This is a genomic window from Methylocystis sp. Se48, from assembly GCF_056269425.1.
Genome location: NZ_CM149850.1, coordinates 1,227,680 through 1,243,759, shown reverse-complemented (window position 1 = coordinate 1,243,759; position 16,080 = coordinate 1,227,680). Strand labels below are relative to the sequence as shown.

The window sequence follows — 16,080 nt, the reverse complement described above, 5'->3', positions numbered from 1 at the left end:
GGAGCAGACGCCGTTTCTAGAGTGATTTCAGTCTGTTCCACGCTGTCGAGGCGCATGGCACGCTTGTTGCGGTTCTCCGCCTAACGCCAATACCGGACATTGGAAATGTTCCAGACGCCCTTCTCGCGGGGTCCAACTTCAAGCCTGTGAGGTTCAGCATGGACGACTCTCGCTCTTTCGACGCCCATGAGGCCGAGACCGCCGCGCCGCTCGACGACGTCATGCAAAAGATCGCCGAGCACAAGGGATGCGGCACGAGCGGCGGCAGCGGCAAAGCGAGCTGCGGCTCTGGGGCCGGACAGGGCGACATGCCCGCGGAAATCTGGGAGAAGGTGAAGAACCATCCGTGCTACAGCGAAGAAGCGCATCATCACTACGCGCGGATGCATGTCGCCGTCGCGCCCGCCTGCAACATTCAGTGCAACTATTGCAATCGCAAATATGATTGCGCGAATGAATCGCGCCCCGGCGTCGTCAGCGAAAAGCTGACGCCCGAGCAGGCCGCCAAGAAAGTGCTGGCCGTCGCCTCCGCCATTCCGCAAATGACCGTTCTGGGGATCGCCGGCCCGGGCGACCCGCTCGCCAATCCAGGAAAGACCTTCAAGACCTTCGAACTGATCGCCGAGGCCGCGCCCGACATCAAGCTTTGCCTCTCCACCAACGGCCTCGCCCTGCCCGACCATGTGGAGACGATCAAGAAGTTCAATGTCGATCATGTGACCATCACGATCAACATGATCGACCCTGACGTCGGCACCGAAATCTACCCTTGGATTTTCTGGGGCCACAAGCGGGTCACCGGCAAGGAGGCGGCGAAGATCCTCACCGACCGGCAATTGCAGGGCCTCGAGATGCTGACCGCCAACGGCATTCTCTGCAAGGTCAATTCCGTCATGATCCCGGGGATCAACGACGATCACCTCGTCGAGGTGAACAAGGCCGTCAAATCCCGCGGCGCCTTCCTGCACAACATCATGCCGCTCATCTCCGCCGCGGAACATGGCACGGTCTTTGGACTCAATGGCCAGCGCGGGCCCACCGCGCAGGAGCTGAAAGCCCTGCAGGATCGCTGCGAAGGCGAGATGAACATGATGCGCCACTGCCGCCAGTGTCGTGCCGACGCGGTCGGCCTTTTGGGCGAGGACCGCAGCGCCGAATTCACCACCGAGAAGATCATGGAAATGGACGTCACCTATGATCTGACGACACGGCAGGCCTATCAGGAAAAGGTCGAGGAAGATCGGCAGGCGAAGGTCGCGGCGCGAAACGCCGAACTCGAGGAACTCGCGGGCGAGAGCGTGGACCTCAAGATCCTCGTCGCGGTGGCCACGAAGGGCAGCGGCCGCATCAACGAGCATTTCGGCCACGCCACCGAGTTTCAGATCTACGAGCTCTCCAGCGCCGGCGCGAAATTCGTCGGCCACCGCCGCGTCGATCTTTACTGCCAGGGCGGCTGGGGCGAGGAGGACGCTCTCGAAACGGTGATCCGCGCCATCAATGACTGCACGGCGGTCTTCGTCGCCAAGATTGGCCACTGCCCGAAGGACGACCTCATCAAGGCGGGCATCGAGCCTGTCGATCAATACGCCTATGAGTTCATCGAGCAATCGGCGATCGCTTATTTCAAGGATTATCTCGCCCGCGTGAAAAGCGGCGAGATCACGCCTGTCGCCCGCGGCGACGCCGATATCCGTCAGGGTGCCTACGTCCCTGTCTAACCCCCCTCGCATCCAACAGGAGCTCGGACAATGGCCTACAAAATCGTTGCCTCTCAATGCACCGCGTGCTCGGCCTGCGAAGCCGAATGCCCGAATGTCGCCATCTCGGAGAAGAACGGCACATTCGTCATCGACCCGAAGAAGTGCACCGAATGCATCGGCTATTTCGACATTCCCCAATGCGTCGCCGTCTGCCCGGTGGAGAACACCTGCATCATCGACACCTCCTATCCTCGCTATCAGCCGAGGGCTTGATGAAGATAAACTTCACCCCCGCCGCCGAGAAATTCATCCGTCGCCTCGTCATGTTCGACGGACCGCCGGGCTCGGGTCTAAGGCTTCTCGTCTCGCCGGGCGGATGCTCGGGCATGTCGGCGGAGTTCTCGGTCGAGCCCGCGCCGCGTGACGGCGAGCAGACCTATGCGCATGGCCCCTTCAAGCTGTTTCTGCCGGCGCAAAGCCGCCTGTCGCTGGACGGCGTGACGATCGACTTTGTCGAGACGCCGACCTCGACCGGCTTCGTCTTCCACGATCCGAAGGCGAAAAGCTGCGGTTGCTCGACGACCGAAGCGCCCGCCTTCGAGGAAACAGGCTGAGGTCGCGGCGATGAGGCGAGACGCGGCGACGCAAAACGATGTCCCCGCCATGCAGGATTTTCCTGCGGCGGTTCTCGGCCAGGGGCTTCCCGCCGAGGCGGAGGAAAGATTGCGCGCCGCGGCCGCCGCCTACGACCAGGACGACGTCGCCCTGCGTCACCTGATGGAGGCGCGCCTGCTCGCCCCGGCCCATCCCGCGACGCTGATCGGGCTCTATCGCTTCTACTTCTACAAGGGGCGTCTCGAAGAAGCGCTCGCCATTGCGCAAGCCTGTCTCACGCGTGCGGCGATCGATTGCTCGCTGCCGCTCGATTGGCGCCGGGCTTCGCAGCAAGACGCCGCCTTCGGCGACTTCGACGCGATCGGTCCGCGCTTCTTCATGTTCTCGCTGAAAGGCTACGCCTATCTTTCCATGCGCCTCGGCGACGACGAGGAAGGCGCGGCGGCCGTCGGTAAATTACTCGAACTCGATCCCTCCGACAGGATCGGCGCGCGCGTTCTTCTCGGCGTGCTCGAAAGGCGAGGGCTCGAAGATGTCGACTGACATCGACGAAGCGCTCGACTGGCGCGGCAACCCCGTCGACTGCGGGATCTGCCCGCATCAGTCCTTGTTGGCGGAAGACCGCTGCAAGCCTCTGCGCGCCTGCGTGCGCGACCGCTATGCCCGACGCATCGATCGTTTCTTCGACTGGAATCCCGGGCTCGCGCGGGACTATGTCCATCATCCCTATTTCGAAGTTCGCGCCTGCGCCGCCAAGGCGGCCGAAATCTTTCTGCTGCCGGCAATGCTCGACGACCCGGAGGAAGCGGTGCGCTGGAGCGCGGCGCGCCGCCTGCCGAGACGCTATGTGCTTCGACTGCGCGAGGATCCGCACCGAGAGGTGCGCATTCGCATCGTCGGGCGTCTGGAGGGCCCCGATCTCCTGCCGATGATACGCGATGAAGACTATGCGGTTCGTCAAACGGTCGCAAAACGCCTGCCGCCTGATCTTCTAGCGCTGATGATCAATGACGCCGACGCCGAGGTACGCCGCGTCGTCGCCCGCCGCATCGAACAGGCGGCGCTGGCGCGTCTTGCAAGAGATCCGGATCCGGTCGTACGCCTCGAGGCGGCGAAGCGGCTCGCGCCCGCCGATCTCAAAACGCTGCTCGAGGATCCAGATTGGCGGATACGCTATGAGGTGGCGCAACGCGCCCCAGCCGAGATCATCGCATCTCTCGTCGGCGATGAGGATCCCCTCGTGCGGGAATGCGTCGTAGACCGCCGGAGAGCAGCCGGGCTCGCCGAGTCCGCGCCTCACTCCAACGTCATCCCCGTGAGAAATCGGAGCGAGTCATGACGAACATCAGCCGCGACAGCGAGATCGTTGAACTCGAGGGCCCGCCTTATTTCGATTACGGCGACCGCGTGCGTGCGCGCCGCACCATTCGAAACGACGGCACCTTCCCCGGCAAGGACATCGGCGAAATCCTCGTGACCAAGGGCGAGGAAGGCTATGTCGTGAGCATCGGCACCTTCCTCCAGCAGTTCTACATATACGGCGTCGAATTTGTCGTGACAGGCCATCGCGTCGGCATGAAGCGTAAAGAACTCGACATGGTGGAGATGTCGGAGGGGGACGAATGAGCGAGCGACCGAAATTCGACTGGGGTCAACGGGTCCGAGCGACAATGGATCTCGTCAATGATGGCTCCCACCCCGAACGCGCGGACGATGAGCTTCTCGTCAAACGCGGAGAGACCGGCGAGATCGTCAATGTCGGAATGCACGTCGAGACCGAGACAGTGGTCTATCTTGTCGAGTTCTCGCCGCGGCTCGTCGTCGGATGTCTCAAAAGCGAGATCGAGCCCGTCTGAATTATTTTCAACCGCCAACCCATGAGGCGCAACGTGAAGATCATGATCCGCAGGGACTCAGAAGGCGTTCTGTCGGCCTATGTGCCGAAGAAGGACCTGGAGGAGCCGATCGTCGAGGTCGAAGCGCCCAATATGTGGGGCGGCGCCGTGACGCTCGCCAATGGATGGAAACTGCAGCTTCCGGAGATGGACGCCGGCACCACCCTGCCCATCACCGTCGAAGCGAAGAAAATCGCCTGAGGCCGCCAATGAGTCTCGCGCCCGCGCAAGTCTCCCAGATCGACGCCGCGCTCGCGGCGGCCCACGCCGACGTCGAAACTCTCGGCGTGCTGCGTCGGCTGGCGCCCGGCTTCTCGGTAACGCGCTGCGACAGCGTCGACATGCGCGACGAGACGCCTTTTCGCGTCTACGCGCGCTGCGCCCTGTATCTCATCGATGGCCGCGACCATTGCTGGAAGATCACCCAGGATCCAGACGGCGCGACAGGTCTCGCGCTGGCCCCCAATTGAGTGAGCGCATGAAAACCTCGCTTCTGCCTCTCAACGATCCCGACCTTGTCCAGAGCGACCTCGATTCGGTCATGGAGGTTCTGCAATCGCCGCGTCTCTCGATGGGAGAGATGGTCGACTCCTTCGAAGAGGAATTCGCCCGCTACCTCGGACGCAAACACGCCGTCGCCGTTTCGAGCGGCGGGATCGCCTTGTTCCTGACGTTGAGGGCAATGGGAATCGGACCCGGCGACGAGGTGATCGCTTCGGCCCATTCCTTCCGCGAAATTATACATGCCGTAACGCTCGCGGGGGCCAAGCCGGTCTTCGCCGATATCGATTATTGGGCAGGGACCCTCGACCCGGCCAAGGCGGAGAAGCGCATAACGGAGAAGACTCGCGCCATCGTCGCCGGCAATACGAATGGCCATCCGGCCTCCTGGGAGCCGCTGCGGGCGTTGGCGACAGAACATGGCGTGACGCTCATCGAGGATTCCTCGGAAGCGATCGGCTCCGTCTACAAGGGCGCGCTTGTCGGCTCCTTCGGCGATTGCGCGATCTTCGATTTCTCGCAGCCGGGCGCCCTCGTCTGCGGTGAGGGCGGGATGATCGTCACCGACAATGACGAAACCGCCGCCATGCTCAGGCGGTTACGCAGCCGCAAGCCGCAGGAGCGCGGCTCGGTGGTGCTGGGCGCCGGGCCGCCGCTTCAAGCCGGATTGAGCGACATTTCCGCCGCCCTCGGCCTCGCGCAGTTACGCCGCATTGAACTGCTGCTGGCGAGACGCAAGCGCGTGGAGCGCGGATTCCAGGAATATGTCCGCTCCTTCGAAGGTATCAAGGACCCCTATGTCGCTCCCGAAGTCGAGCAGTGTCACTGGTTCCTCTATGTCGTGCATCTCGGCACGCGCTTCACTCGCTCGAGCCGCGACGCGATCGTCGACGACCTCCGCACGGAGAAGGTCGACGCCTGCGCCTATTCGCAGCCGCTGCATCTGCAGCGCCATTATTTCGATCTCGGCTACCGGAAGGGCGATCTTTTCGTCACCGAGAAGGTCGCCGAGCGCGCCGTCGCGCTGCCCTTCCACGCGCATCTGACCGAAGACCAGGTCGCCTTCATCGTCGGAACCATGAAGGACGCTTCGATCAATGTGGGAGCCGGAACGGCAATCTACCTCTAGTTCCAGATCGAATGTGGTCCAGGAGTTCTCTCATGCCAACTCTCACAATTCTTCCCTCCGGCAAGAATGTCGAGGCCGCAACAGGCATCCGGCTTCTCGACGCCATTCTGGCGGTCGGCGAAAAAATCGTAACAATATGCGACGGCGAGGCGAAATGCGGCCAGTGCCACGTCTATGTGCAGGAAGGCAAGAAGAGCCTGTCCAAAACGACCCACACAGAGAACGAGAAGCTGGACTCGATCGTCGGCGTCAGTTCGAAATCGCGGCTGGCCTGCCAGGCGATGATCGGCGCAGAAAATGTAACAGTGGAGTTGTTGGGATTCGACTCTGGCTTCTGATGCAGCAAAGGAGACAAAAATGACCGACAAATCCGTCCTCATCCATGTGCGCTTCGGCCCCGACGGCACTGTGTTCGAAATCGGCGAGCGGCCAACCGCGTTCACCGCGCAACAATGGTTCACGAAATTGAGTGAGAAGGCCGGCGACGCCTTCCAGACCCTTTCCGGCGGCCGCGGCGTTTTCCGCCTGTCGAATGATGAAATCGCCGCGCTGAAGATGGCTGTGCTTCAATAGGACCGTGGCTTGACGAAAGGACAGGAACGATGATGAACGAGATCGCAGCGGCCTTTCGTCAAGGCGGCGTCATTCCTTATCTAGGACCAGGCGTGACCGGCCTTGCAGGAGAAGCGGCGCCGCCATCGCTTCCCGAATCCCTCGTCACGCAGCTTGTCGCCGCCACGAGCGTGCCGCACAAGATTCGTCGAAACCTCACGGCCGCCGCGCAATATATCGAGAATTTCAAACATCGGAAGACGCTGACGAGCTTGATGGCCAAGGCCTTCGCCGCCCCGGCGACGCCGAGCGAGTTTCATCGCTGGCTGGCGGGTCAGCAGCAGATGCGGCTCGTCGTGCACGCCTGGTACGACGATCTTCTTCTCAAGGCGCTCGCCTCTTACGCCGACTGGGGCGTCGTTCAGGGCGTGACGCAGAGCGAACATTTCGGAGACTGGGTCAATTGGTTCCGCCCCGATGGGACGCTCGTTCCCTCCAGAGAATTCATCCGCGACGGCTCGGGCGCCAAGGCCCCGGCGGAAGCGCCGGCCGAGACCTTGAGCTGGCGCCGGCTCGTCTATCAGCCTCTCGGCTGCGTCGCACCCGGCGCGAATTTCATCGTGTCCGACTCCGATTATGTCGAGGTGTTGACGGAAATCGACATTCAGACGCCGATTCCCGACACTGTGCAGACGCTGCGCAAGGGCCGCAGTTTCCTCTTCCTCGGCTGTCGTTTCGCCAACCAACTCGAGCGCAGCTTCGCGCGCCAGATCATGAAGCGCTCCTCAGACAAACATTGGGCGGTGATCGAAGGCGCGTTGACGCGTAACGAGGAGCGCTTTTTCGGGGAACAGAAGATCGAGCGAATCGACATGCCGCTCGCGGATTTCGTGAAAAATCTGAGCAAAGCCCCGGTCACCGCCGCGGCCGCCTGACTCCCGGAGCCCCCAATGAGCCTCGACCTTCCGGTTGTCTTCAAATATCACGTCTTCGCCTGTTTCCAGCAGCGCCCGCCAGACCATCCGCGCGCGAGTTGCATGGGCGCCGGCGCGAAGCCTCTTTGGGACCGGCTGCAGGCCAAGCTCTCCGCACTGCCCTTGCCGGACGTCGCCATGACGGCGACTGGCTGCCTTGGTTTCTGCCGGGCCGGGCCCCTCATCGTCGTCTATCCGGAGGGAGCGTGGTACGCGCCGCGTACGGAAGCTGACATAGACGAGATCATCCAGTCGCATTTCATCGAAGGCAAGCCGGTAGAACGCCTCATCATCGTCCTCCAGCCCTGACCTTCATCCCGGTTCGCGCGAAGACCTCCCCTGCGCGTCCTTGAAGGGGAACAGACCAGACTGGAAGCAATGGGTCATATGGTTGGCGCGCGCAATGGCTTGCGCTGCAAGCGCCTCCGGCATGGTCTCTTTCGCCGTTTCGATGAAAAGCGCCAGCCAGCGCGAAAAATGTTCCGGCTCGACCGGCAAATTGACATGAACGCCGAAAGGCGTCCCCTGGTAGCGGTCCGTGCCCAGCAGCGCGTGAGACCAGAAGTCGGCGACGATCTCGAGATGCGGATCAAGCTCCGGGATGGAAGCCGCGAAGATCGGGCCGAGCAAGGGATCGGCGTCTCCTTTCAGGTAAAAGCGACGCACGCACGCGCGGATCGCGGCCTCTGAAACTTCGCTTGCGTTCGCATTCTATTTTGTTTGAACCGACATCCTACGCTCTCCGACTAAGTCAACAAAGTCAGTGGAATGGTGACGCCCTTTCCGCGCCCGAGCATGGCGTCGACTTTCTGGCGCACGAACTCAACCTTCAAAGGTTTCGCCAAAAAGCCGTGGGCCCCGGCAGCCATACATTCGCCGCCGTAGCCGCCGTCTCCTGCGTCGACCACGACCAGAATCTTCGCGTTCGGTGTCTCCGATCGAAACTTCCGCAGAAGCTCCAGCCCTTGCGCCTTCAGCAGGTCTGCCGCGATCACCACAAGGTCCGGAGGCTGCGCCTTCGCCTTGTCGAAGGCCAGCGTCGGGCTGGCGACTTCATGGGCCTCGAATTCGTCGTGCAACATGAACTGCAGCGCCGCACGGATGATTTCCTCGTCGTCGACGATGAACACCCGTTTGTTCTCCATCGCTCTCGCCAATTCGACGCCGATCTGCATCTTGCACCTCACAATTTTGCCCTCGCAGAGTGGAAGCAATTGACATGCCTCTCCTGCGTCCCCGCTATTTCAAGTGTTGGCCGGTCGGGTTGCGAACACGAGTGTCGGCTTTGGCACATCCTGAACCGATAGCCATCGTTGCACGAAAAGACCGTATTTTTAGGCGGCTAATCGCGCTTTTGGCGCTGGCACGCTCTTTGCGCAACTGCGCTCGCAAGGCTTTTGGTTGCCGGCTCAGCCGCTCTTCAGGACGATACGTCCGGCGCCCGCGCCTCATCGCAAAGTGAAGTGAACTCGGCCTGCGCGTGGCGCGCATCGGTCCATGCAACGTACAATCAAGGAGAATGCAATGTCGTCGCTTCGACAGATCGCCTTCTACGGCAAAGGTGGCATCGGTAAGTCGACCACCTCTCAGAATACCCTCGCTGCGCTCGCCGAGATGGGACAGAAGATCCTCATCGTCGGCTGCGACCCGAAGGCCGACTCGACTCGCCTTATCCTTCACGCCAAGGCCCAGGACACCATCCTGTCGCTCGCGGCTGAAGTCGGCTCGGTCGAGGACCTCGAAATCGAGGACGTGATGAAGATCGGCTTCCAGGACATCCGCTGCGTCGAGTCCGGCGGACCTGAGCCGGGCGTCGGCTGCGCCGGCCGCGGCGTCATCACCTCGATCAACTTCCTCGAGGAGAACGGCGCTTATGACGGAGTGGACTACGTCTCCTACGACGTTCTCGGCGACGTCGTCTGCGGCGGTTTCGCGATGCCCATCCGTGAAAACAAGGCGCAGGAAATCTACATCGTCATGTCCGGCGAGATGATGGCCATGTATGCGGCCAACAACATCTCCAAGGGCATTCTCAAATACGCCAACTCCGGCGGCGTACGCCTGGGCGGCCTGGTCTGCAACGAGCGCAAGACGGATAAGGAGCTGGAGCTCGCCCAGTCCCTCGCCAAGAAGCTCGGCTGCGAGCTGATCCACTTCGTTCCGCGCGACAACATCGTGCAGCACGCCGAACTGCGTCGCATGACGGTCATCGAATACGCTCCGGACTCCAAGCAGGCCGGCGAGTATCGTACTCTCGCGACGAAGATCCACGCAAACAAGGGCAACGGCATCATCCCGACGCCGATCACCATGGACGAGCTCGAGGATCTGCTCATGGAGCACGGCGTGATGGCCGCGGTCGACGAGAGCCAGGTCGGCAAGACGGCGGCCGAGCTCAACGTCGCCTAATCGACAGCCGCCCGGCCCCTCGCGGGCCGGGCCTTCACCAGACCATATGAAAGGGCTCCGTCATGAGTGTGGCGAAAGCTGAATCCATCGAAGACATCAAGGCCCGCAACAAGGACCTCATCAAAGAAGTCCTCGAGGTCTATCCGGAGAAGACTGCCAAGCGTCGCGCCAAGCACCTTGGCACCTACGAGGACGGCAAGCCGGACTGCGGCGTCAAGTCGAACATCAAATCCATCCCCGGCGTCATGACTATCCGCGGTTGCGCCTACGCCGGCTCGAAAGGCGTCGTCTGGGGCCCCATCAAGGATATGATCCACATCAGCCACGGTCCCGTCGGCTGCGGACAGTATTCCTGGGCCTCGCGCCGCAACTATTACATCGGCACCACCGGGGTCGACACCTTCGGCACCATGCAGTTCACCTCCGACTTCCAGGAAAAGGACATCGTCTTCGGCGGCGACAAGAAGCTCGCCAAGATTATGGACGAGATCGAGGATCTTTTCCCCCTCAACAAGGGCATTACCGTTCAGTCCGAATGCCCCATCGGCCTCATCGGCGACGATATCGAGGCCGTCTCGAAGGCGAAGTCGAAGGAATATGGCGGCAAGACGATCGTGCCCGTGCGATGCGAGGGCTTCCGTGGCGTCTCTCAATCGCTCGGCCATCACATCGCCAATGATGCGGTTCGCGACTGGGTCTTCGACAAGCAGGAAGGAAAGCCGGCCCGCTTCGAGCAGACGCCTTACGACGTCGCGATCATCGGCGACTACAACATCGGCGGCGACGCCTGGTCTTCGCGCATTCTGCTCGAGGAGATGGGTCTGCGCGTCGTGGCGCAATGGTCGGGAGACGGCACGATCGCCGAACTCGAAGCCACGCCGAAGGCGAAGCTCAACGTCCTCCATTGCTATCGTTCGATGAACTACATCTCGCGCCATATGGAAGAGAAATACGGGATTCCGTGGTGCGAATACAACTTCTTCGGTCCGTCCAAGATCGAGGAGTCGCTGCGCAAGATCGCCTCGCATTTCGACGATACGATCAAGGAAGGCGCAGAGCGCGTGATCGCCAAATATCGTCCGTTGATGGATGCGGTGATCGCGAAATACCGCCCGCGCCTCGAGGGCAAGAAAGTCATGCTCTTCGTCGGCGGACTGCGTCCGCGCCATGTCATCGGCGCCTATGAAGATCTGGGCATGGAAGTCATCGGCACCGGCTATGAGTTCGGCCACAACGACGATTACCAGCGCACGACACATTACGTGAAGGATGGGACGCTGATCTACGACGACGTCACGGGCTTTGAATTTGAGAAGTTCGTCGAGAAGATTCAGCCGGATCTCGTCGGCTCCGGCATCAAGGAAAAATACGTCTTCCAGAAGATGGGCGTGCCATTCCGTCAGATGCACAGCTGGGACTATTCCGGTCCCTATCACGGCTACGACGGTTTCGCGATCTTCGCACGCGACATGGACATGGCGATCAATTCGCCGGTCTGGAAATTCGCCAGGGCGCCTTGGGCCGCCTGATCCCGCAACAAAAAGGTCTCGCCTCTTCCCTCGAGACGAGACCGGCTAGCGGAAAAGAGAGGAACTCCTATGCCACAGAATGCTGACAACGTTCTCGACCACTTCACTCTATTCCGCCAGCCGGAATACAAGGAAATGTTCGAGAACAAGAAGAAGAACTTCGAAAACCCGGTCGCCGACGAGCGCCTCGAGCAGGTGCGCGAATGGACCAAGACCGAGGAATATAAGGAAAAGAACTTCGCCCGCGAGGCGCTGACGGTCAATCCCGCCAAGGCCTGCCAGCCGCTCGGCGCGGTCTTCGCCGCCGTCGGCTTCGAGGGCACCCTGCCCTTCGTTCACGGCTCGCAGGGCTGCGTCGCCTATTACCGCAGCCATTTCTCGCGTCATTTCAAGGAGCCGACTTCCTGCGTCTCCTCCTCCATGACGGAAGATGCGGCGGTCTTTGGCGGCCTCAACAATATGATCGACGGCCTGGCCAACGCTTACAACATGTACAAGCCGAAGATGATCTCCGTCTCGACCACCTGCATGGCCGAGGTGATCGGCGACGACCTCAACGCTTTCATCAAGACCGCGAAGGAAAAGGGCTCCGTTCCGCAGGAGTTCGACGTGCCCTTCGCGCACACCCCCGCCTTCGTCGGCAGCCATATCACAGGCTACGACAACGTCATGAAGGGCGTGCTGGAGCATTTCTGGGACGGGAAGGCCGGCACGGCGCCGGCGCTGGAACGCAAGCCGAACGAGAAGATCAACTTTCTTGGCGGCTTCGACGGCTACACCGTCGGCAATCTTCGCGAAGTGAAGCGCATCTTCGAGTCGATGGGCGTGGAATACACCATTATCGGCGACAACAGCGACGTGTGGGACACGCCAACCGACGGCGAATTCCGCATGTATGACGGCGGCACCAAGCTCGAGGATGTGGCGGCGGCGATCAACGCCAAGGCGACGATCTCCATGCAGGAGTTCTGCACCGAAAAGACGCTGCCCTATATCGCCACTAAAGGCCAGGAGACGGTCGCGCTCAACCATCCAATCGGCGTACAGGCGACCGACAAATTCCTGATGGAAATTTCGCGCCTCACCGGCAAACCGATCTCCCCAGAGCTCACCAAGGAGCGCGGGCGTCTCGTCGACGCCATCGCCGACTCGGCCGCTCACATCCACGGCAAGAAATTCGCCATCTACGGCGATCCAGATCTTTGCCTCGGTCTTGCTGGTTTCTTGCTCGAACTCGGCGCCGAACCGACGCACATCCTCTCCACCAACGGCGGCAAAACCTGGGCGGGAAAGGTCCAGGCGATGCTCGACGCCTCGCCTTTCGGCAAGAATTGCCAAGTCTATCCCAACAAGGATCTGTGGCACATGCGCTCGCTGCTGTTTACTGAGCCGGTCGACTACCTCATCGGCAACACCTATGGGAAGTATCTCGACCGCGACACGGGCACGCCGCTCATCCGCATCGGCTTCCCGATCTTCGATCGCCACCACAAGCACCGCTATCCGGTTTGGGGCTATCAGGGCTCGATGAACGTGCTGGTTTGGATCCTCGACGCCATCTTCGAAGATATCGACCGCAACACCAATGTCGTGGCGAAGTCGGACTACAGCTTCGACATCATTCGCTAATAAAGGCGCTCGCCGGGCCATTTCTTGGCCCGGCGAATGCATAAGGTTCTGCGCAACGCTCGCAGGAGGCTTTCAGATGACGACGCTCTCGGAAAAGATTCACGACGTCTTCAACGAGCCCGGCTGCGACAAGAACCAGAACAAGTCGGACAAGGAACGAAAGAAGGGCTGCACCAAGCAGCTCGCCCCCGGCGCCGCCGCCGGCGGATGCGCCTTCGACGGCGCGAAGATCGTGTTGCAGCCGATCACCGACGTCGCCCATCTCGTGCACGGCCCGATCGCCTGCGAAGGCAACAGCTGGGACAACCGCGGCGCGAAGAGCTCCGGCTCGACCCTCTATCGCACCGGCTTCACCACCGATATGAGCGAAAATGACGTGGTGTTCGGCGGCGAGAAGCGCCTGTTCAGGTCAATCAAGGAAATCATCGATAAATTCGACCCGCCGGCGATCTTCGTCTATCAGACTTGCGTTCCGGCGATGACCGGCGACGATATTGGCGCGGTCTGCAAGGCAGCCGCGGTGAAATTCGACAAGCCGGTCATCCCGGTGATTTCGCCGGGTTTTGTGGGCCCGAAAAATCTGGGCAACAAGCTCGCTGGCGAAGCGATCCTCGACCACGTCATCGGGACGCAGGAGCCCGAATTCACGACGCCCTACGATATCAATATCATTGGCGAATATAATCTCGCGGGCGAGCTGTGGCAGGTCAAGCCGCTGCTTGACGAACTCGGAATTCGCATCCTCGCCTGCATTTCGGGCGACGCGAAATATCGTGAGATCGCCTCCTCGCATCGCGCCCGCGCCGCCATGATGGTTTGCTCGAAGGCGATGATCAATGTGGCGCGCAAGATGGAGGAGCGCTACGAAATCCCCTTCTTCGAGGGATCTTTCTACGGCATCGGCGACATGAGCGACAGCCTTCGCCAGATCGCCCACCTCCTCGTTCAACGGGGTGCGCCAGGCGAATTATTGGCGCGCACGGAAGTCGTGATCGCCCGCGAGGAAAAACGCGCCTGGGCGCGTATCGCTCCGTATCGGGAGAAACTCACCGGCAAGCGCGTTCTCCTGATCACCGGCGGCGTGAAATCATGGTCGGTCGTGGCCGCATTGCAGGAAGCGGGGCTTGAGATCGTCGGCACCAGCGTCAAGAAATCGACGAAGGAAGACAAAGAGAAAATCAAGGAGCTGATGGGCGACGACGCCCATATGATCGACGAATTGACGCCGCGTGATATGTACAAAATGTTGAGGGATGCGCGCGCCGACATCATGCTGTCGGGTGGACGCTCCCAATTCATTGCGCTCAAGGCGAAGATGCCCTGGCTCGACATCAATCAGGAACGCCACCACGCCTATGCCGGCTATGAAGGCATGGTTGAGCTCGTCCACGAAATCGACAAGGCGCTGTCCAATCCTGTCTGGGAGCAAGTGCGGCGTCCCGCTCCTTGGGAGGAGAAAAGCTGGGAGGCGCGCGCGAACGAAGCGATCGAGGCCGAGGCCGCGGCGCTTGCCGTCGATCCCACCGCCTCCGAGACGGCGCAGCCGAGCAAGAAGATATGCGTCTGCAACAATGTCTCGCTCGGGGCGATCGAGGACGCCGTCAGCGGCGGCGCGGACAGTGTCGTGGCGATTGGAAAAGTGACCGCCGCAGGAACCGGATGCGGCGGCTGCCAGGAACGGATCGCCGCGATCCTAGACGCCGCGTCTTCATCGAGCGCGCTCGGCGCGACCCAAGCCGCGTGAGGAAACCATGGCCCGTGTCACCGTCTCCAAGAAGGCTTGCGCGGTCAATCCGCTGAAGATGAGCCAGCCGATCGGCGGCGCCCTCGCCTTCATGGGCCTGTCCGGTTGCATGCCCGTTCTGCATGGCTCGCAGGGCTGCACCTCATTCGGGCTCGTGCTCTTTGTCCGGCACTTTCGCGAGGCCATTCCGCTGCAGACGACGGCGATGAACGAAGTCGCCACCATTCTCGGCGGCCTAGATAATATCGAGCAGGCGATTCTCAACATCGTCAAACGCGCCAATCCCGAGATTATAGGCATCTGTTCGACAGGGGTCACGGAAACCAAGGGCGACGACGTCGAAGGCTACCTCAAGCTCCTGCGCAAGCGCCGACCCGAACTTGCCGATCTCCGCATCGTCTATGTCTCCACGCCGGACTTCAAGGACGCCTTTCAGGACGGATTCGCCAAGGCGGTCGTAAAGATCGTCGAGACTTTGGTCCCCGAGGAGAAACCCGCAAGGCGCGCGCCGCAACGGATCAATGTTCTTCCTGGCTCATACCTGACGCCGGGCGACATCGACGAATTGCGGGACGTCATCGAGTCGTTTGGGTTGGAGCCGACATTCCTGCCGGACCTTTCCGGCTCTCTCGACGGGCACATCCCCGAGGATTTCACGCCGACGACGCTCGGCGGCGTCTCCCGCGCCGAGATTTCGCAAATGGGCTCGGCCGCCTGGACCATCGCCGTCGGCGAACAGATGCGGGCGGCGGCGCTCGCTCTCGAGTCCCGCGCCGGCGTTCCGTTCACGCTTTTCGACCGGCTCACCGGTCTCGGACCCGCTGATGAGTTCGTGAGTCTGCTTGCGCGCGTGAGCGGACGACCCGTGCCGATCAAATGGCGCCGGCAACGGGCGCAGCTCGTCGACGCGATGCTCGACGGCCATTTTCATTTCGGCGGCAAACGCATCGCCATCGGAGCCGAGCCCGACCTGCTCTTCGCGATCAGCCAATGGCTGACGGAAATGGGCGCGGAAGTCGCCGCCGCCGTCACGACGACGAATTCTCCGCTCCTCGAAAGAGTGAAGACCGAAGAGGTTCTTCTCGGCGATCTCGAAGATCTGGAAGCCCGCGCGGCGGGCTGCGATCTCCTCATCACCCATGCTCACGGCCGCCAGGCGTCCGAGCGCCTCGGCGTGCCGCTGTACCGTACGGGCCTGCCCATTTTCGATCGGCTCGGGGCCGCCCATGAAGTCAGCGTCGGCTATCGGGGCACGCGCAATCTCATCTTCGCCATCGGCAATATTTTCCTCTCGCAAACGCCGGAGCCGACCCCCGACAGCTGGAGACATGAAGGGAAAGGCCATGACGGTTCGACGCTTGCGGCTGATCCAACCATCCAATCGAGCGCGCACTGACGGCAAA

At 61.4% G+C, this 16,080-nt stretch carries 21 protein-coding genes; 19 read left to right on the top strand and 2 right to left on the bottom strand.

Annotation, left to right across the window (positions count from 1 at the left end):
• The first annotated feature begins 158 nt into the window (after positions 1 to 158).
• From nifB to ACV959_RS06070, 14 genes are read left to right on the top strand one after another with little or no spacing between them, the layout of a single operon-like run.
• The gene (nifB, locus tag ACV959_RS06135) at positions 159 to 1,718 is read left to right on the top strand and encodes a nitrogenase cofactor biosynthesis protein NifB (RefSeq protein ID WP_475739020.1); all 1,560 of its coding nucleotides are present in this window, start codon (positions 159 to 161) and stop codon (positions 1,716 to 1,718) included.
• A gap of 30 nt (positions 1,719 to 1,748) precedes the next feature.
• On the top strand, positions 1,749 to 1,973 hold the full coding sequence (locus ACV959_RS06130) for a 4Fe-4S dicluster domain-containing protein (RefSeq protein WP_475739019.1): 225 nt from the start codon (positions 1,749 to 1,751) through the stop codon (positions 1,971 to 1,973).
• The gene (locus tag ACV959_RS06125; RefSeq protein ID WP_475739018.1) at positions 1,973 to 2,314 is read left to right on the top strand and encodes a HesB/IscA family protein; all 342 of its coding nucleotides are present in this window, start codon (positions 1,973 to 1,975) and stop codon (positions 2,312 to 2,314) included. The genes ACV959_RS06130 and ACV959_RS06125 overlap by 1 nt, the downstream gene beginning before the upstream one ends.
• A gap of 49 nt (positions 2,315 to 2,363) precedes the next feature.
• On the top strand, positions 2,364 to 2,858 hold the full coding sequence (locus ACV959_RS06120) for a hypothetical protein (RefSeq protein WP_475739017.1): 495 nt from the start codon (positions 2,364 to 2,366) through the stop codon (positions 2,856 to 2,858).
• Positions 2,848 to 3,654, top strand: coding sequence for a 4Fe4S-binding leucine-rich repeat protein (locus ACV959_RS06115; protein ID WP_475739016.1), 807 nt, complete (start codon positions 2,848 to 2,850; stop codon positions 3,652 to 3,654). The genes ACV959_RS06120 and ACV959_RS06115 overlap by 11 nt, the downstream gene beginning before the upstream one ends.
• Positions 3,651 to 3,941, top strand: coding sequence for a nitrogen fixation protein NifZ (locus ACV959_RS06110; protein ID WP_475739015.1), 291 nt, complete (start codon positions 3,651 to 3,653; stop codon positions 3,939 to 3,941). Before ACV959_RS06115 ends, ACV959_RS06110 begins: the two co-directional genes overlap by 4 nt.
• Positions 3,938 to 4,171: a nitrogen fixation protein NifZ gene (locus ACV959_RS06105; RefSeq protein ID WP_475739014.1), complete on the top strand. Its 234-nt coding sequence runs from the start codon at positions 3,938 to 3,940 to the stop codon at positions 4,169 to 4,171. Before ACV959_RS06110 ends, ACV959_RS06105 begins: the two co-directional genes overlap by 4 nt.
• A gap of 42 nt (positions 4,172 to 4,213) precedes the next feature.
• Complete coding sequence (gene nifT, locus ACV959_RS06100; RefSeq protein WP_475739596.1) at positions 4,214 to 4,411, top strand: putative nitrogen fixation protein NifT; 198 nt, start codon at positions 4,214 to 4,216, stop codon at positions 4,409 to 4,411.
• A gap of 8 nt (positions 4,412 to 4,419) precedes the next feature.
• Positions 4,420 to 4,680 (top strand): hypothetical protein, encoded by a 261-nt coding sequence (locus tag ACV959_RS06095; protein WP_475739013.1) that lies wholly within the window; start codon positions 4,420 to 4,422, stop codon positions 4,678 to 4,680.
• A gap of 8 nt (positions 4,681 to 4,688) precedes the next feature.
• A complete protein-coding gene (locus ACV959_RS06090; protein ID WP_475739012.1) occupies positions 4,689 to 5,840 on the top strand; it encodes a DegT/DnrJ/EryC1/StrS family aminotransferase in 1,152 nt (383 codons plus the stop codon).
• A 32-nt stretch (positions 5,841 to 5,872) separates the two neighbouring features.
• Positions 5,873 to 6,178 (top strand): 2Fe-2S iron-sulfur cluster-binding protein, encoded by a 306-nt coding sequence (locus ACV959_RS06085; RefSeq protein ID WP_475739011.1) that lies wholly within the window; start codon positions 5,873 to 5,875, stop codon positions 6,176 to 6,178.
• A 19-nt stretch (positions 6,179 to 6,197) separates the two neighbouring features.
• On the top strand, positions 6,198 to 6,413 hold the full coding sequence (locus tag ACV959_RS06080) for a hypothetical protein (protein ID WP_475739010.1): 216 nt from the start codon (positions 6,198 to 6,200) through the stop codon (positions 6,411 to 6,413).
• A gap of 29 nt (positions 6,414 to 6,442) precedes the next feature.
• Positions 6,443 to 7,327, top strand: a complete 885-nt coding sequence (locus ACV959_RS06075; RefSeq protein ID WP_475739009.1) for an SIR2 family NAD-dependent protein deacylase — start codon at positions 6,443 to 6,445, stop codon at positions 7,325 to 7,327.
• Positions 7,328 to 7,342: 15 nt separating this feature from the next.
• Positions 7,343 to 7,675, top strand: coding sequence for a (2Fe-2S) ferredoxin domain-containing protein (locus tag ACV959_RS06070; protein ID WP_475739008.1), 333 nt, complete (start codon positions 7,343 to 7,345; stop codon positions 7,673 to 7,675).
• A gap of 3 nt (positions 7,676 to 7,678) precedes the next feature.
• Here ACV959_RS06070 and ACV959_RS06065 read toward each other — a convergent pair whose 3' ends face one another.
• Together ACV959_RS06065 and ACV959_RS06060 are read right to left on the bottom strand one after the other, a co-directional pair.
• On the bottom strand, positions 7,679 to 8,044 hold the full coding sequence (locus ACV959_RS06065; RefSeq protein WP_475739595.1) for a group III truncated hemoglobin: 366 nt from the start codon (positions 8,042 to 8,044) through the stop codon (positions 7,679 to 7,681).
• Positions 8,045 to 8,112: 68 nt separating this feature from the next.
• Positions 8,113 to 8,541, bottom strand: coding sequence for a response regulator (locus tag ACV959_RS06060; RefSeq protein WP_475739007.1), 429 nt, complete (start codon positions 8,539 to 8,541; stop codon positions 8,113 to 8,115).
• 349 nt (positions 8,542 to 8,890) lie between these two features.
• Here ACV959_RS06060 and nifH point away from each other — a divergent pair, with 349 nt between their 5' ends.
• The 5 genes from nifH (at position 8,891) to nifN (ending at position 16,073) form a co-directional block, all read left to right on the top strand.
• Positions 8,891 to 9,775, top strand: coding sequence for a nitrogenase iron protein (gene nifH / locus ACV959_RS06055; RefSeq protein ID WP_475739006.1), 885 nt, complete (start codon positions 8,891 to 8,893; stop codon positions 9,773 to 9,775).
• 62 nt (positions 9,776 to 9,837) lie between these two features.
• Positions 9,838 to 11,304 carry a nitrogenase molybdenum-iron protein alpha chain gene (gene nifD, locus ACV959_RS06050; protein ID WP_475739005.1) on the top strand — a complete coding sequence of 489 codons (1,467 nt, stop codon included), beginning with the start codon at positions 9,838 to 9,840 and terminating at the stop codon, positions 11,302 to 11,304.
• Positions 11,305 to 11,373: 69 nt separating this feature from the next.
• On the top strand, positions 11,374 to 12,933 hold the full coding sequence (nifK, locus tag ACV959_RS06045; RefSeq protein WP_475739004.1) for a nitrogenase molybdenum-iron protein subunit beta: 1,560 nt from the start codon (positions 11,374 to 11,376) through the stop codon (positions 12,931 to 12,933).
• A gap of 76 nt (positions 12,934 to 13,009) precedes the next feature.
• Positions 13,010 to 14,677: a nitrogenase iron-molybdenum cofactor biosynthesis protein NifE gene (gene nifE, locus ACV959_RS06040; RefSeq protein WP_475739003.1), complete on the top strand. Its 1,668-nt coding sequence runs from the start codon at positions 13,010 to 13,012 to the stop codon at positions 14,675 to 14,677.
• A gap of 7 nt (positions 14,678 to 14,684) precedes the next feature.
• On the top strand, positions 14,685 to 16,073 hold the full coding sequence (gene nifN / locus ACV959_RS06035) for a nitrogenase iron-molybdenum cofactor biosynthesis protein NifN (protein WP_475739002.1): 1,389 nt from the start codon (positions 14,685 to 14,687) through the stop codon (positions 16,071 to 16,073).
• Positions 16,074 to 16,080: the final 7 nt, after the last annotated feature.

Coding starts and splice junctions, on each gene's coding strand:
- nifB (WP_475739020.1), top strand. CDS start 159: ATGGACGACTCTCGCTCTTTCGACGCCCATGAGGCCGAGACCGCCGCG.
- ACV959_RS06130 (WP_475739019.1), top strand. CDS start 1,749: ATGGCCTACAAAATCGTTGCCTCTCAATGCACCGCGTGCTCGGCCTGC.
- ACV959_RS06125 (WP_475739018.1), top strand. CDS start 1,973: ATGAAGATAAACTTCACCCCCGCCGCCGAGAAATTCATCCGTCGCCTC.
- ACV959_RS06120 (WP_475739017.1), top strand. CDS start 2,364: ATGCAGGATTTTCCTGCGGCGGTTCTCGGCCAGGGGCTTCCCGCCGAG.
- ACV959_RS06115 (WP_475739016.1), top strand. CDS start 2,848: ATGTCGACTGACATCGACGAAGCGCTCGACTGGCGCGGCAACCCCGTC.
- ACV959_RS06110 (WP_475739015.1), top strand. CDS start 3,651: ATGACGAACATCAGCCGCGACAGCGAGATCGTTGAACTCGAGGGCCCG.
- ACV959_RS06105 (WP_475739014.1), top strand. CDS start 3,938: ATGAGCGAGCGACCGAAATTCGACTGGGGTCAACGGGTCCGAGCGACA.
- nifT (WP_475739596.1), top strand. CDS start 4,214: ATGATCCGCAGGGACTCAGAAGGCGTTCTGTCGGCCTATGTGCCGAAG.
- ACV959_RS06095 (WP_475739013.1), top strand. CDS start 4,420: ATGAGTCTCGCGCCCGCGCAAGTCTCCCAGATCGACGCCGCGCTCGCG.
- ACV959_RS06090 (WP_475739012.1), top strand. CDS start 4,689: ATGAAAACCTCGCTTCTGCCTCTCAACGATCCCGACCTTGTCCAGAGC.
- ACV959_RS06085 (WP_475739011.1), top strand. CDS start 5,873: ATGCCAACTCTCACAATTCTTCCCTCCGGCAAGAATGTCGAGGCCGCA.
- ACV959_RS06080 (WP_475739010.1), top strand. CDS start 6,198: ATGACCGACAAATCCGTCCTCATCCATGTGCGCTTCGGCCCCGACGGC.
- ACV959_RS06075 (WP_475739009.1), top strand. CDS start 6,443: ATGATGAACGAGATCGCAGCGGCCTTTCGTCAAGGCGGCGTCATTCCT.
- ACV959_RS06070 (WP_475739008.1), top strand. CDS start 7,343: ATGAGCCTCGACCTTCCGGTTGTCTTCAAATATCACGTCTTCGCCTGT.
- ACV959_RS06060 (WP_475739007.1), bottom strand. CDS start 8,541: ATGCAGATCGGCGTCGAATTGGCGAGAGCGATGGAGAACAAACGGGTG.
- nifH (WP_475739006.1), top strand. CDS start 8,891: ATGTCGTCGCTTCGACAGATCGCCTTCTACGGCAAAGGTGGCATCGGT.
- nifD (WP_475739005.1), top strand. CDS start 9,838: ATGAGTGTGGCGAAAGCTGAATCCATCGAAGACATCAAGGCCCGCAAC.
- nifK (WP_475739004.1), top strand. CDS start 11,374: ATGCCACAGAATGCTGACAACGTTCTCGACCACTTCACTCTATTCCGC.
- nifE (WP_475739003.1), top strand. CDS start 13,010: ATGACGACGCTCTCGGAAAAGATTCACGACGTCTTCAACGAGCCCGGC.
- nifN (WP_475739002.1), top strand. CDS start 14,685: ATGGCCCGTGTCACCGTCTCCAAGAAGGCTTGCGCGGTCAATCCGCTG.